The sequence below is a fragment of the Streptomyces sp. CB01201 genome, assembly GCF_002803085.1.
Taxonomy (GTDB): Bacteria; Actinomycetota; Actinomycetes; order Streptomycetales; family Streptomycetaceae; genus Streptomyces; species Streptomyces hundungensis.
The window spans coordinates 243,888-257,012 of record NZ_NNBJ01000001.1 but is presented as its reverse complement, the minus strand read 5'-3'; the positions used below and the strand labels follow the sequence as shown (position 1 = coordinate 257,012).

16 protein-coding genes are annotated in these 13,125 nt (G+C 73.4%); 9 read left to right on the top strand and 7 right to left on the bottom strand.

Annotated elements, in window-relative coordinates; genetic code table 11:
• Positions 1-864, top strand: a complete 864-nt coding sequence (locus CG740_RS01240) for a DeoR/GlpR family DNA-binding transcription regulator (RefSeq protein WP_100573592.1) — start codon at positions 1-3, stop codon at positions 862-864.
• 83 nt (positions 865-947) lie between these two features.
• Positions 948-1,430, top strand: a complete 483-nt coding sequence (locus CG740_RS01235; RefSeq protein WP_100572980.1) for an SRPBCC family protein — start codon at positions 948-950, stop codon at positions 1,428-1,430.
• A 70-nt stretch (positions 1,431-1,500) separates the two neighbouring features.
• Here CG740_RS01235 and CG740_RS01230 read toward each other — a convergent pair whose 3' ends face one another.
• Positions 1,501-2,406, bottom strand: a complete 906-nt coding sequence (locus CG740_RS01230; RefSeq protein ID WP_100572979.1) for a universal stress protein — start codon at positions 2,404-2,406, stop codon at positions 1,501-1,503.
• Between the two features lie 61 nt (positions 2,407-2,467).
• Positions 2,468-3,568 (bottom strand): PLP-dependent cysteine synthase family protein, encoded by a 1,101-nt coding sequence (locus CG740_RS01225; protein WP_100572978.1) that lies wholly within the window; start codon positions 3,566-3,568, stop codon positions 2,468-2,470.
• Between the two features lie 219 nt (positions 3,569-3,787).
• On the opposite strand from CG740_RS01225, the gene CG740_RS01220 reads away from it, so the two are divergent.
• Both CG740_RS01220 and CG740_RS01215 read left to right on the top strand, forming a co-directional pair.
• Complete coding sequence (locus CG740_RS01220; RefSeq protein ID WP_100572977.1) at positions 3,788-4,117, top strand: hypothetical protein; 330 nt, start codon at positions 3,788-3,790, stop codon at positions 4,115-4,117.
• 163 nt (positions 4,118-4,280) lie between these two features.
• The gene (locus CG740_RS01215; RefSeq protein WP_100572976.1) at positions 4,281-4,805 is read left to right on the top strand and encodes an ATP-binding protein; all 525 of its coding nucleotides are present in this window, start codon (positions 4,281-4,283) and stop codon (positions 4,803-4,805) included.
• Positions 4,806-4,898: 93 nt separating this feature from the next.
• On the opposite strand, the gene CG740_RS01210 is transcribed toward CG740_RS01215, so the two are convergent.
• Entirely contained in the window at positions 4,899-5,201 is a 303-nt protein-coding gene (locus tag CG740_RS01210) for an SHOCT domain-containing protein (protein ID WP_100572975.1), read from the bottom strand.
• A 167-nt stretch (positions 5,202-5,368) separates the two neighbouring features.
• On the opposite strand from CG740_RS01210, the gene CG740_RS01205 reads away from it, so the two are divergent.
• The 3 genes from CG740_RS01205 to CG740_RS01195 all read left to right on the top strand — a co-directional run bounded on the left by CG740_RS01205 (position 5,369) and on the right by CG740_RS01195 (position 7,501).
• Positions 5,369-5,938 carry a TetR/AcrR family transcriptional regulator gene (locus CG740_RS01205; protein WP_234375978.1) on the top strand — a complete coding sequence of 190 codons (570 nt, stop codon included), beginning with the start codon at positions 5,369-5,371 and terminating at the stop codon, positions 5,936-5,938.
• A gap of 115 nt (positions 5,939-6,053) precedes the next feature.
• The gene (locus tag CG740_RS01200) at positions 6,054-6,623 is read left to right on the top strand and encodes a DUF4865 family protein (protein WP_100572973.1); all 570 of its coding nucleotides are present in this window, start codon (positions 6,054-6,056) and stop codon (positions 6,621-6,623) included.
• Positions 6,617-7,501: a phosphotriesterase family protein gene (locus CG740_RS01195; RefSeq protein WP_100572972.1), complete on the top strand. Its 885-nt coding sequence runs from the start codon at positions 6,617-6,619 to the stop codon at positions 7,499-7,501. The genes CG740_RS01200 and CG740_RS01195 overlap by 7 nt, the downstream gene beginning before the upstream one ends.
• Here CG740_RS01195 and CG740_RS01190 read toward each other — a convergent pair.
• Positions 7,489-8,709 (bottom strand): ROK family protein, encoded by a 1,221-nt coding sequence (locus tag CG740_RS01190; protein ID WP_100572971.1) that lies wholly within the window; start codon positions 8,707-8,709, stop codon positions 7,489-7,491. The genes CG740_RS01195 and CG740_RS01190 overlap by 13 nt on opposite strands.
• A 211-nt stretch (positions 8,710-8,920) precedes the next feature.
• Here CG740_RS01190 and CG740_RS01185 point away from each other — a divergent pair, with 211 nt between their 5' ends.
• Positions 8,921-10,135 (top strand): MFS transporter, encoded by a 1,215-nt coding sequence (locus CG740_RS01185; protein WP_100572970.1) that lies wholly within the window; start codon positions 8,921-8,923, stop codon positions 10,133-10,135.
• Between the two features lie 133 nt (positions 10,136-10,268).
• On the opposite strand, the gene CG740_RS01180 is transcribed toward CG740_RS01185, so the two are convergent.
• A complete protein-coding gene (locus CG740_RS01180) occupies positions 10,269-10,724 on the bottom strand; it encodes a MarR family transcriptional regulator (RefSeq protein ID WP_100572969.1) in 456 nt (151 codons plus the stop codon).
• Positions 10,725-10,881: 157 nt separating this feature from the next.
• On the opposite strand from CG740_RS01180, the gene CG740_RS01175 reads away from it, so the two are divergent.
• Positions 10,882-11,169 (top strand): DUF6332 family protein, encoded by a 288-nt coding sequence (locus tag CG740_RS01175; RefSeq protein WP_100572968.1) that lies wholly within the window; start codon positions 10,882-10,884, stop codon positions 11,167-11,169.
• On the opposite strand, the gene CG740_RS01170 is transcribed toward CG740_RS01175, so the two are convergent.
• Together CG740_RS01170 and CG740_RS01165 are read right to left on the bottom strand one after the other, a co-directional pair.
• Positions 11,130-11,795, bottom strand: coding sequence for a response regulator transcription factor (locus CG740_RS01170; RefSeq protein WP_100572967.1), 666 nt, complete (start codon positions 11,793-11,795; stop codon positions 11,130-11,132). The genes CG740_RS01175 and CG740_RS01170 overlap by 40 nt on opposite strands.
• Positions 11,792-13,054: a sensor histidine kinase gene (locus tag CG740_RS01165; RefSeq protein ID WP_100572966.1), complete on the bottom strand. Its 1,263-nt coding sequence runs from the start codon at positions 13,052-13,054 to the stop codon at positions 11,792-11,794. Before CG740_RS01165 ends, CG740_RS01170 begins: the two co-directional genes overlap by 4 nt.
• Positions 13,055-13,125: the final 71 nt, after the last annotated feature.

Here is a 13,125-nt window from a genome sequence, read left to right as displayed (position 1 = left end):
GTGAGCGACCACCAGAATCTGCTCGCGGAGCAGCGTCGCGCGCTGATCCTCGATGAGGTCAGACGGCGTGGCGGGGTCCGGGTCAACGAGCTCACCCGGAGGCTCAACGTCTCGGACATGACGGTCCGCCGGGATCTGGACGCGCTGGCGCGCCAGGGCGTGATCGAGAAGGTGCACGGCGGGGCGGTGCCGGTCGCGGAGGCCACGGCGCACGAGCCCGGCTTCGAGGCGAAGTCGACGCTTGAGCTGAGCGCCAAGCAGGACATCGCGCGGGAGGCGGCCAGGATGGCCGTGCCCGGCAGTGCCATCGCCCTGGCCGGCGGCACGACGGCGTACGCGCTGGCCCAGCGTCTGGTGGACGTTCCGGAGCTGACGGTGGTGACCAACTCGGTGCAGGTCGCCGATGTGTTCCACGCCGCCCAGCGCGCCTCGGCGGCGGCGTCGCCGCGCCCGGGGGCGGCGACCGTGGTCCTCACGGGCGGGGTGCGCACGCTCTCCGACACCCTGGTGGGGCCGGTCGCGGACGCGGCGATCCGTTCGCTCCACTTCGACGTGCTGTTCATCGGGGTGCACGGCATCTCGGTGGAGGCCGGGCTCTCCACGCCCAACCTCGCGGAGGCGGAGACCAATCGGCGGTTCGTGCAGTCCGCGCGGCGGGTCGTGGTGATCGCGGACCACACCAAGTGGGGCACGGTGGGGCTGAGTTCGTTCGCCTCGCTCGACCAGGTCGACTCCCTGGTGACGGACGCCGGCCTCTCCCAGGGGTCTCGCGCGCAGATGTCCGAGCACCTGCGGGACCTCGTGGTGGCGGGCGAAGGCGCGGACAACGGCGCCGACAACGGCGGTACCGCAGAAGACATCTGACGGACCGCCAGCTATGGTGTGCGGGCCGCCCGCCCCGGCTCGTCCGGGCGGCCCGAGCACCCGACCGCCCGGAGGTATGCGTCATGGCTCGCCGACTCAGGCCCGTGGAGCTCGACTTCGTCGATTCCGCGCCGGTACGCCTGGTGTACGCGGCCCGGGTCTCGGCGGCGCCCGACGCCGTCTACCGGACCCTCGCCGAAAAGGTGTCCCAGACCCCGGCCTGGTTCTCCTCGGTCGTCGCGGCCCGTCCTGTGGACGGCGGGGCCGGGCGCGAGGTCCGGCTGCGCGGCGGGGTGTTCTTCCGCGAGACGATCATGGCGACGGTTCCGGGCGAGCGGTACGCCTACCGCATCGACGAGACCAACACCCCTGGTGTGGCCGCCATGTTGGAGGACTGGCGGCTCTCCCCGGACGGCTCCGGCACCCGGGTCCGCTGGACGATGGCGGTCGACGGGCCGGCCCTGTTCCGCCTGACGATGCGCACGGCACGGCCGGGGATCGGGCAGTCGTTCAGGGGCGCGATGCGGGGCCTCGACCGTCTGCTGGCGCAAACGACCGCGACCTGACCGGCCTCGACCAGCCCTGTTCCGGCGTCCCTTGGCGGATGCCCGCGCCGCCGTCGCTCCGCGCGGCGGGTCAGCCCTCGTCGCGGACCGGCACCACGGCCACCGGGCACTCCGCGTGGTGCAGCACCGCGTGTGCCACCGAGCCCATCAGGAGGGAGCCCGGCTTCAGGCGCCTGCGGTGACGGCCCACCACGATCAGGGCGGCCGACGCGGAGGCATCGACGAGATGGCCCGCGGCGTCGGCGGGCGCGATCACCGCGTCCACCTCGACGTCGGAGAAGCGCTCCTGGAACGGGCGCAGCCGGTCGGCCTGTTCGCGCCGTACGTCCCGCTCGGCGGGCTCGTACTGGTCGGCGTCGAGCCGCCCCGGCGGGAACTCGCCCGCGACCATCAGGGCGGCCGGGGGCGGGGCCGGGTAGGCGGAGAGCACCTGGAGCGGGACGCCCCGCGATCCGGCCTCCGCGAAGGCGAACTCGACGACGTCGTCCACGGTGTCGGCCAGGTTGAGCCCGAGCACGACCCGGCCGTTGGACCGCTCGTCCTCGCCCGTGCGGGCCAGGCGCGGCACCACGACCACCGGGCAGGGCGCCCGGGTCGCCACGGCCAGGCTGTTGGAGCCGAGCAGCAGGCTGGCGAAGCCGCCGCGCCCGCGCGAGCCCATCACCAGCAGGTGGGCGCCCTGGGCCAGGCCGTGCAGCGCGTCGGCCACCTCGCCCTCCAGCGAGTCGAACCGCACCGCGGGGAGCCGGTCGCGCCCCGACAGGGCGGCGCGGACCCGGTCGGTCACCGGATCGTTGAGCTCGGGCCCCGGGCCGAGGGCCGCGCGCCGAGCCACCCAGAGCTGGGTGTGGTCGGGCAGGACGTGCGCGATGACCAGCTCGGCGCCGAGTCTGCGGGCGGTGGGGATGGCCCACTCCAGGGCCCGCAGACTGTGGTCCGATCCGTCTACGGCGACAACTACCGGGCGCGTGTCCATGACGTCACACTGGCACGCGTTCCGGGCTCCCGCACGGGCAGAAGGTCCCGTTCCGGCCGGTTCAGCGAGCGGGCCAGACCCCGGTCTCCAGGAAGGTGTCGAGCGTTTCGGCGTAGGGCGCGATGTCCAGGCCCTGCTCGGCGAGCCAGGTGTCCGAGTAGTACTTGTCGAGGTAGCGGTCACCCGGGTCGCAGAGCAGGGTGACGATGCTGCCGGTACGGCCTTCGGCGACCATTTCCGCGACGATCCGCAGCGCGCTCCACAGGCCGGTGCCGGTGGAGCCGCCCGCCTTGCGGCCGATCGCCTTCTCCAGGGCCCGCACCGCCGCGACGCTCGCCGCGTCCGGCACCTTCATCATCCGGTCGATGGCGCCGGGGATGAAGCTCGGCTCCATACGGGGCCGGCCGATGCCCTCGATGCGCGAACCGCAGTCGCTGGAGGCGAGCATGTCGCCCCTGGTCCAGCCGTCGAAGAAGCAGGAGTTCTCCGGGTCGGGCACACAGATCATCGTGTCGTGCTGCATGTAGTGCACATAGCGCGCGATGGTCGCCGAGGTGCCGCCGGTGCCGGCCGTGGCGACGATCCAGGTGGGCTCGGGGTAGCGCTCCAACGTGAGCTGCTGGTAGATGGATTCGGCGATGTTGTTGTTGCCGCGCCAGTCGGTGGCCCGCTCCGCGTAGGTGAACTGGTCCATGTAGTGGCCGCCGCTCTCGGCGGCGAGCGCGGCGGACTCCTCGTACATCTTCATCGAGTCGTCGACGAAGTGGCACTGCCCTCCGTGGAATTCGATGAGACGGCACTTCTCGGCGCTGGTGGTCCGGGGCATCACCGCGATGAACGGCACCCCGATCAGCTTGGCGAAATACGCCTCGGACACGGCGGTCGAACCGCTGGACGCCTCGATGACCGGCTTGCCCGGCCGGATCCAGCCATTGCACAGGCCGTAGAGGAACAGCGAGCGGGCGAGGCGGTGCTTGAGGCTGCCGGTGGGATGCGTCGACTCGTCCTTCAGGTACAGGTCGATGCCCCAGGCCTCGGGGAGCGGAAAGCGCAGGAGATGGGTGTCGGCGGAGCGGTTGGCATCGGCCTGGACCTTGCGCACGGCCTCCTTCAGCCAGGCGCGGTACGCCGGGTCACTGCGGTCCACATCGATGGTTTCCATGCCACTCCTCAGTCGTTTCCCAGCGTCGCCCCCGCGTTCGACGATACCCCTCCCACCTGCACAAACGTTCCCTTTGCGCATCCATAGGAGTGGCTTGTGGGACGTCTGGTGAGCGCTGGAAGGCACTGGCCCGGACCCGATCCCCACCGCACCCTGGTGCGTAGGCTCGACGTTGTGCAGACTGCCCACCAGGAGCGATGCGAAGGGGGCCGGACGGTCATGGCAGAACCCGAGTTCAGTGCGAAGGGTGTACGGATCGAGCGGTGGACCCGTTCGCTGACCCGAGCCGGCCAGGTGCTCATCAAGGACGGGCGGCTCGCGCTGCTCACCAGCAACGGGCGGGAGATCGACAGCGCGCCCGTCGACGCGGTCAGCGCGGCACGGCCGTGGCTTCCCTGGCTCGCCAAGGACGACCGTACGGTGGCGCGCCTCAACGGCACGCGCTACCGGCTGACGATGGGCGAGGAGCCGGACCACGCGCGCGGCTCCGAGCTGACCCAGCGGTTCCTGCAAGCCATCCGGCAGACGACCCACGGCGCTCACGGCTGAGGGGCGTGAGTTCCGGGTCGTGCGAGTTGCGCAGTGTCAGCCCCTGGGCCACGCTGGTGTCACATCACTGAGGGTTTACCGGCGGTGACGCTCCGAGCAAGGTTCCGAGCGGGGTCGCCGGACCAGACAGCTACTTCCGGACCACATTCGGGGAGTCGCAACCGTGATCAGCCAGCCAAGCAGGCAGTGCACGGTGGAGCTCCAAGCCCTGCCGTCGCGGATCGGTCAGGTCCGCAGAATCGTATCGGCGCAGTTGCGCTACTGGCATATGGATCCCTTGATAGACCAGGCGGCGCTCGGCGTCACCGAGTTGCTCACCAACGTCCACCGGCACGCCGAGCCGGACAAGATGTGCACGGTGGCCATCGAGCTGCTGCTCGACCGGCTCACCATCTCCGTGCACGACCACGATCCGACGCTGCCCGCCCTGCGGGACGCCGAGGCCCTCGCCACCAACGGCCGCGGCCTGGCGCTGATAGCGGCGGTCAGCGAGAGCTGGGGCGTGCGCCCGGTCGGCGAGGCGGGCAAAACCGTGTGGTTCACGCTCGCCGCGCCCTCGCCCGCCGTGTCGTTGCCTCCGTACCCGCTGTACGACGTCGCGCCCGGCCCCGCCTTCCGCGAGGCACAACCCCGGCACGCGGGACGCGGGCGCACCGGCGCCGCCACCCGGTCACCCGTCGCGGGCTGACCGGACGGGGCGGGTGACCTGATCGGGCCGCGCCACCGGGTGGAGACGAGCGCCCGGTCGGGCCGCGCCACCGGGTGGAGGCGGGCGCCCGGTTCAGGCCGCGCCGGTCTTTCCGCCCGGGCCCGGACCCACGCGCCCGAAGTGCTCCTCCAGGACGGAGATGCGGCGCCAGTACTCCTCCTCGTCGATCTCGCCGGAGGCGAACCGGCGGCCGAGCACGGCGATGGGCGAGCGGTCGTCCAGGGCGGGGCGTTCCGCCGCCGGCCGCCACGGCCCGCGGCGCCCCCGCCATCCGGCGCGGCGCAGCAAGATCACCACGGTGAGGATCACGGCCGCCCAGACCAGCGGAACGAAGAGGATCCAGGGTCCGGGTCCTGCGTAGGCCAGGGTGTTCATCTCGGTCAGCTCCCTCGGTGGAGTGGATGGTTCACGCTTCGAGCCTCCCGCCGCGAGGGGGCGCGCGTCGTCGTACGGCCGGCGGCAGTCGGCATACCCCGGCGGAAGTAGAACGGAAGCCGACGCCTGCTCTGGATTCTGTACCTACTGGTATGTACAGTGACGCCATGAGCACTTCGGAGCGCCTGATCGACGCCACCCGGGAGCTGTTGTGGGAGCGGGGCTATGTGGGCACCAGCCCCAGGGCGATCCAGCAGCAGGCGGGTGCCGGGCAGGGCAGCATGTACCACCACTTCGCGGGCAAGCCCGATCTGGCCCTCGCCGCGATCCGTCGCACGACGCAGGAGATGCGGGCCACGGCCGGGGCCGCCTTCGCCGGCGACGGCGCGGCGTACGAGCGGATCGCGGCATATCTGCTGCGCGAGCGCGACGTACTGCGCGGCTGCCCGGTCGGACGGCTCACGATGGACCCCGAGATCATCGCGGACGACGCTCTGCGCGCCCCGGTCGACGAAACACTCGACTGGCTGCGCGAACGGCTCACGGACATCGTCCAACAGGGCCTTGACCGGGGCGAGTTCGCGACGCACGTGGTGCCGCGCGAGATCGCCTCGGCGGTCATCGCGACCGTTCAGGGCGGCTATGTGCTGGCCCGCGCCTCCGGCTCGCCCGAGGCGTTCGACGCGGGCGTACGGGGTCTGCTGTCGCTGCTCGCCCCGCCCGCCGGGTCCCGCTGAACCGGCCGCCCGGCCAAGTCCGTTGAAGCGGCGCCTCTCCAACTCCCTGCGAAGGCAAGGGAGTACTGGACCCAAGGGAGTACGCGCCCACAGCCCGCCGCCCGAGGAGTACGCGATGCACGCCATGCAGTACGAGATCACGCTGCCCGCCGACTACGACATGGGGATCATCCGCCAGCGGGTCGCCACCCGGGGCCACCTCCTGGACGACTTCCCGGGCCTCGGCCTCAAGGCCTATCTGATGCGCGAGCGCGGGGCCGACTCGCCGGTCAACTCCTATGCCCCGTTCTACCTTTGGGCCACCGCCGAGGGCATGAACTCCTTCCTGTGGGGCCCCGGCTTCCAGGGCGTCGTCGACGACTTCGGACGCCCCCGGGTACGGCACTGGACGGGCCTCGCCCATAGGGAGGGACCCGCGTCCGCCGCCCCGCCCACCGCAGCGACCGTGCGGCGCACTGCCGTGCCGGACGGCGTGGAGCCGGCCCGGTTCGTGGCGGACGCGGTCGCCGAGGAGGCGGCTCCGGGGGTGGTGGCGAGCGCGCTGGGCATCGACCCGAGCCGCTGGGAGCTGGTGCGCCTCACGCTCTGGGCGGGGCCGGCGCCGGCGGACGGGGGCGACCGGTACGAGGTGCTGCACCTGTCGGCGCCCGGGCGCGCGGGGCTGCGGTCGGGGCGGCACTGGTGAGCGCGGCACACACGGTTCTCGGCGAGGTGGCGGCCGACCGGCTCGGCGTCGTCGACGCCCACGACCATCTCTTCATCCGGAGCCCCCGGCTGCCCGGCCAGGAGATGGACGACGTCGAGGACGCGGCGGCGCGGCTCGCCGCGTTCGGCGCGCTCGGCGGCGGCGCCGTGGTCCAGTGGACGCCCTACGGCATGGGGCGGCGCATCGCCGAACTGCCCGCGCTTTCGCGGGAGTCGGGGGTGCACATCATCGCCGCGACCGGACTGCACCAAGCCGCGCACTACACGGACGCGCTGCTCGCCTCCGTACGCGACCGGCTCGCCGAGCTGTTCGTCTCCGAGCTGACCGACGGCATCGGTGAGACCGGGGTGCGGGCCGGCCTGATCAAGGTGGCGGGCGGCTTCCACGGGCTCGACGAACACGCCGTGCTCACCCTGCGGGGCGCCGCCGACGCACACCGGCGGACGGGCGCGCCGATCGCCGTCCATCTGGAGCTGGGCACCGGCGCACTCGACGTACTCGACCTGCTGTGCGGGGAGTTGGGGGTGGCGCCGGGCTCGGTGATCCTGGGGCACCTCAACCGCTCCCCCGACTTCGCCGTGCACCGCCTCGCCGCCGGGGCCGGGGCCAACCTCGCCTTCGACGGCCCCTCGCGGGCCAACCACGCCACGGACTGGCGGATGCCGGACGCCCTGCGGGCGCTCGCGGACGCGGGGTTCGCCGACCGGCTGCTGCTCGGCGGGGACACCGTCACGCCGGACACGCCGGGCATGCCGCATCTGCTGCGCCGAGTGGCACCCAGGCTCGAACTCGACCTGGGGAAGGGCCTGTTGGAGCAGATCCTGATCACCAACCCGGCACGCGTCTACGCCTGGTGAGCCAGCGCCCCCAGCGGGTCGTCGAGCACCGGCTGCCAGGCCAGCTCGGCGGCGCCGACCAGGCTGTTGTGGTCGAGGGAGCAGGCGAGGATGGGGACGCCGCCGCTGCGGCCCCACAGACTGCGGTCGGCGACGACGGCGCGCAGCCGTTCCGGGTCGGCCTCCAGGAGCGCCTTGTGCAGTCCGCCGAGGATGATCCGGTCCGGGTTGAGGATGTTGACCAGACCGGCGAGGCCCAGGCCGAGCCGGTCGATGAGCTCCTCCGCGGCGCGGCGCACCGAGGTGTCCGCGTACTCGTGGCGCAGGAGCGCCCGCGACTGTTCGAGGAGCGACACCTCGGGTCCGGGGGCGCGGGCCGCCGCCGTGAGGAAGGCCAGCGGGTCCGCCTCGACGTCCAGGCAGCCGCGGCTGCCGCAGTAGCAGGGGCGGCCGTCCGGGTTCACGGTGAGGTGGCCGACCTCCAGGGCCAGGCCCGAACTCCCGCTGTGCAGGCGGCCGTCGAGGACCAGAGCGCCGCCGACGCCGCGATGGCCGGTGGCGACGCAGAGCAGGTCCCTGGCCCCGCGCCCGGCGCCGTGCCGGTGCTCGGCGAGGGCCGCGAGGTTGACGTCGTTGCCGGTGAAGGCGGGGCCCGCGATGCCGGCCGCGCGCACGCGCTCGGCGAAGATCTCGCGCACCGGTGATCCGGCCGGCCAGGCCAGATGCAGCGGGTTGAGCGCGGTGCCCTCCGGTTCGGCGACGGCGGACGGCACGGCGAGCCCCGCCCCCACACAGCGCCGACCGCTCCCCCTGAGCAGGGCCGCGCCCGCGTCGACGACCTCCCCGAGCACCTGGGCCGGGTCGGCGGAGACCGTGACACAGCCGGGGTCGGTGGCGACGATTTCCCCGCCGAGGCCGACGAGCGCGGCCCGGAAGCCGTCCGCGTGCACCTGGGCGGCGAGCGCCACCGGCCCCGAGTCATTGACCGCGAGCCGGTGCGAGGGGCGCCCCTGGGAGCCGGCCGCCGCGGGCCGTGAGTCCACCTGGATCAGACCGAGCGCTTCGAGTTCGGCGGCGACCGCGCCCGCGGTGGCGCGGGTGACGCCCAGCTCGGAGGTGAGCACGGCACGGGTCGGCGCGCGGCCGGTGTGTACCAGTTCGAGGGCGGGCCCGAGCGCGCTGCGGCCCCTGTCCAGCCTGGTCCGGGTGGTCGTCGCCTTGCCGTTCATGGGGGCGAGTCTCCCATGATCCCGGGCGTGGTCGGCCCTGCGTCGCGGAGTCCCGGGTTGCCGGGGGCCCGGCGCCGAATACCGGGACCGGGGGCGGTCCGGGAGGCGACATGGGGCCGAGGCGCAGAAGGCGGGCAGGTCCGGTGATCCGGCCCGCCGCCGTCGCGGCCGCGGCTTGATGAGGCGCCCGCGCTACCCCTATCCTGACTTTGTGCCGCTACTAAACAAAGTACGGACGGCCGCTCCGGGGGGTCCTGGCAACGACATCGCCACCGCTTCCCTGTCCCGCCTCCGCTCCGCCCTGACCGTGTTCTTCGCCCTCGACGGCTTCCTGTTCGCCGGCTGGGTCGTCCGCATTCCCGCGATCAAGCAGCAGACCGGCGCCTCCGCCGGCGAGCTGGGCCTGGCCCTGCTCGGGGTCTCGGCCGGGGCGGTGGTGACGATGGTGCTGACCGGCCGGCTCTGCCGCCGCTTCGGCAGCCACCCGGTGACCGTCGTGTGCGGTGCGCTGCTGGCCCTCGCCATCGCGCTGCCCGCACAAACCCACTCGGCGCTCGCGCTCGGCCTGGTCCTGCTGGTGTTCGGAGCCGCCTACGGCGGCATCAACGTGGCGATGAACAGCGCGGCCGTGGACCTGGTGGCCGCCCTGCGCCGCCCGGTGATGCCGAGCTTCCACGCGGCGTTCAGCCTCGGCGGCATGGTCGGCGCGGGCCTCGGAGCGCTGGTCGCCGGCGGCCTCTCCCCCGCCGCGCACCTGCTGGGCCTGGCCGGCGTGGGGCTCCTGGTGACCGCGCTCGCGGGGCGGGTGCTGCTGCGCCATCCGGCGCCGGTGCGGCCGAGCACACCGCACGCCGAGGGACACAGGCTCGGCGGGCGGGCCCGGCGCCTGGTGCTGCTCTTCGGCCTGATCGCACTGTGCACCGCCTACGGGGAGGGTGCGATGGCCGACTGGGGCGCGCTCCACCTGGAGCAGGACCTGGCCGCGGCGCCGGGCGTCGCGGCCGTGGGCTACTCGCTGTTCGCGCTGGCCATGACGGCCGGCCGCCTCTCGGGGACCGCACTCCTGGAACGCCTGGGCCAGACCCGCACCCTGGTCGCGGGCGGGCTCACGGCCTCGGCCGGAATGCTGCTCGGCGCGCTCGCCCCGACGATCTGGCTCGCCCTGGCCGGCTTCGCCGTGATGGGTCTCGGCCTCGCCAACATCTTCCCCGTGGCCGTGGCCCGGGCGGGCGCGATCGCCGGGCCGGGCGGAGTGGCCGCCGCCTCCACACTCGGCTACGGCGGCATGCTGCTCGGGCCACCGGCCATCGGGCTCATCACCGAGTGGGCCTCGCTGCCGCTCGCCCTGACCACGGTCGCCGTACTGGCCGCGGGCGCCGCACTCATCGGCTGGACCGCACGCAACGCGACCGCACCCGGGGCCTGAGCCCGCGGCGCGGGGCGTCGCGGGGAGCACAGTGAGTCCAACTCACTTGCGCCGCAAGGGGGTTGAGCAGAAAGGTCGACTGGTCGAGTGCGGGCCCACTCAGGGACGTTGCGCCGGGACCGGCTCGGGGACGTCAGGGCCGTACGGCGTCACGGCCGCGGCCGGAACCCAGCATGCGGGCGAGTACCGCGCGCTGGATCGGCAGCACCTCGCTGTGGCGGACGCGGCCCGCGTCGGTGATCTCCACCCTCACCCCGCGCCGATCCTGGGCGCACATCCCGCGCGCCACCAGGCCGTCCTTCTCCAGGCGGCCGATCACGCGGGACAGCGCGCTCTGGCTGAGATGGATCCCCGACGCCAGCTCCTGCACGCGGAACGAGCCGTACGGGTCCTTGCCCCCGTCACCCCTGTCGTCCCCGTCGCGCCCCTGGGCGAGGAGGTCCAGTACCTCGAAGTCGCTCGCGCCGAGTCCGAACGCGTGGAGCTCACGGTCGAGTTCGCACATCGTGCGCGCGTGAACATCGAGTATGTCCCGCCACTCCTGCGCGAGCAGACGCTCGGGCAGGCACTCGGGCTTCTCAACTGCCATGGGCGCACGCTAGCAGAGACCACACACTTCATTGCATGTGAATTAAATGCAAATGCATTCTATGCATCCACATGCACCCTTATGGTGCGGGCATCCGGGTGGGACGGCCGACGGGTGAGGTTTGCCCGCCGGCCGTACCTGCTGTGAGACTTCGCGCATGGGGACACGCAGCCGGGCCGAGCGGGACGCCATCACGATCGAGATCGGATACGCGCTGGCCAGTGCCCTGTTCGCGGCCGGTGTGGTGTTCGGCGCGATCGCCGGTTGCGGCTACGCCCTCGAACTGCCGCACCCGCTGCGGCGGGTGCTGCTGCTCCTCGGCGGCGGCAGTGCCCTGGTCGTCTTCGTCTGGCGGACCGTCCACGTGCTGTGGCGCTTCCCGTACGGGTCCGACCGAAGGCCCCGTCAGCCGAGCCAGCCGGGGCGCACCAGCCCCGACTCATAGGCCAGCACGACCAGTTGGGCCCGGTCGCGGGCGCCGAGCTTCACCATCGCCCGGCTGACATGCGTCTTCGCCGTCAAGGGGCTGACCACCAGGCGGCGGGCGATCTCCTCGTTCGACAGGCCGATGCCGACCAGCGCCATCACCTCCCGCTCCCGCTCGGTGAGCCGGGCGAGGTCCTCCGCGGCGGCCGGCTCCTTCGAGCGTGCGGCGAACTCGGCGATCAGCCGCCGCGTCACCCCCGGCGAGAGCAGCGCGTCGCCGTCGACCACCGCCCGGACCGCGCGCAGCAGTTCGTCCGGCTCGGTGTCCTTGACGAGGAATCCCGAGGCGCCCGCGCGGATCGCCTCGAAGACGTACTCGTCCAGCTCGAAGGTGGTGAGCATGACCACCTTCACCTCGCAGAGGCCGGGGTCACCGGTGAGGGCGCGGGTCGCGGCGAGGCCGTCGAGCCGGGGCATCCGGATGTCCATCAGGACGACATGCGGCCGCAGTTCACGCACCAGGCCCACCGCCTCCGCACCGTCGGCGGCCTCCCCCACCACCTCGATGTCGCCCTGGGCGTCCAGGAGTGCCCGGAATCCGGCGCGCACCAGGAGCTGGTCGTCGGCGAGCAGTACGCGGATCACGAGGTCTCCTTGAGCGGGGCGGTCAGCGGAAGCCGGGCCGTCACACGGAAGCCGCCGGACGGGACCGGACCCGCGTCGATGGTGCCACCGAGCGCGGCGGCCCGCTCCCGCATCCCGATCAGCCCGTTCCCGCTGCCCCCGGCCGCGTCCGAGGACGGCGGCCCGTCGTCCTCGATCCGCAGCACGAGCGCGCCGGGTTCGTAGCCGACCGCCACCCGCGCGGTGCGGGCCGCGGAGTGGCGCACGACGTTGGTGAGGGCTTCCTGCACGATGCGGAAGGCGGCCAGATCGGCGCCGGGCGGCAGCGGCGAGTGGCGGCCGGTGGTCGTGGTCGCGACGGTGAGTCCCGCACTCGCCGCCTGCTCGACGAGTTCGGGCAGCCGGTCGAGACCGGGCGCCGGCGAGCGCGGGGCCTCGCCCGGTGCGCGCAAGGTCTCCAGGACCTGGCGCACCTCGCCGAGCGCCTCCTTGCTCGCGGACTTGATGGTGGTCAGGGCGATGCGGGCCTGCTCGGGGTCCGAGTCGAGCAGGGCGAGTCCGACCCCGGCCTGGACGTTGATGACGGAGATGCTGTGGGCGAGCACGTCGTGCAGTTCCCGGGCGATGCGCAGCCGCTCCTCGTCGGCCCGCCGCTTGGCCGCCGCGGCGCGCCCGGCGCGCTCCTTGGCCCACTGCTCGCGGCGCGCCCGGACGAGTTCCGCGACCGCGACGACGGCCACCGCCCAGGCGGCGATGCCCACTTCCTGCCCCCAGGGTGCGGCCGAGTCGCCTTCGGGCGGCAGCCACCGGTAGAGCCAGTGGGCCACGAGCAGGTGCCCGAGCCACAACATGGCGACCGCGGCCCAGGCCTGGCGGCGGCGGCCCGCGACGACCGCGGTGAAGCAGCCGAGCGCCACCGGCAGGAAGACCGGGCCGTAGGGGTATCCGGCGCCCAGGTAGACCATGGCCGCGGCCGAGGCGCCGAACACCGCGACGACGGGGTGCCGCAGCCGGATCAGGAGTACCGCGCACGCCGCGAGCAGCAGCGCGTGGGCGAAGGCGTCGAGCGGGGCGCGGCCCGTCTGCGCGTGCCCGGCGAAGTGGGAGCCGGCGAGCACCACCGCGGTGACCGCGACCGTCGACGCCCACGGCAGCCGGGCGGGCCGCGCCTCCTCGCCGTCCGCCCCCCGCACCCAGCGCCGCACGAGGGGCGGCGGCCCCGCACCTCGCCAGGGTGGACCGCCGCGGCCGGCGTCGCGCGGTGACTGCTGCTCTTCCATACCGGCCACGCTAGACCGGCGCCGGGCGCCGGGGCGTCAGCCGGGCGAGGTGATCGCGTGTACTACGCGGG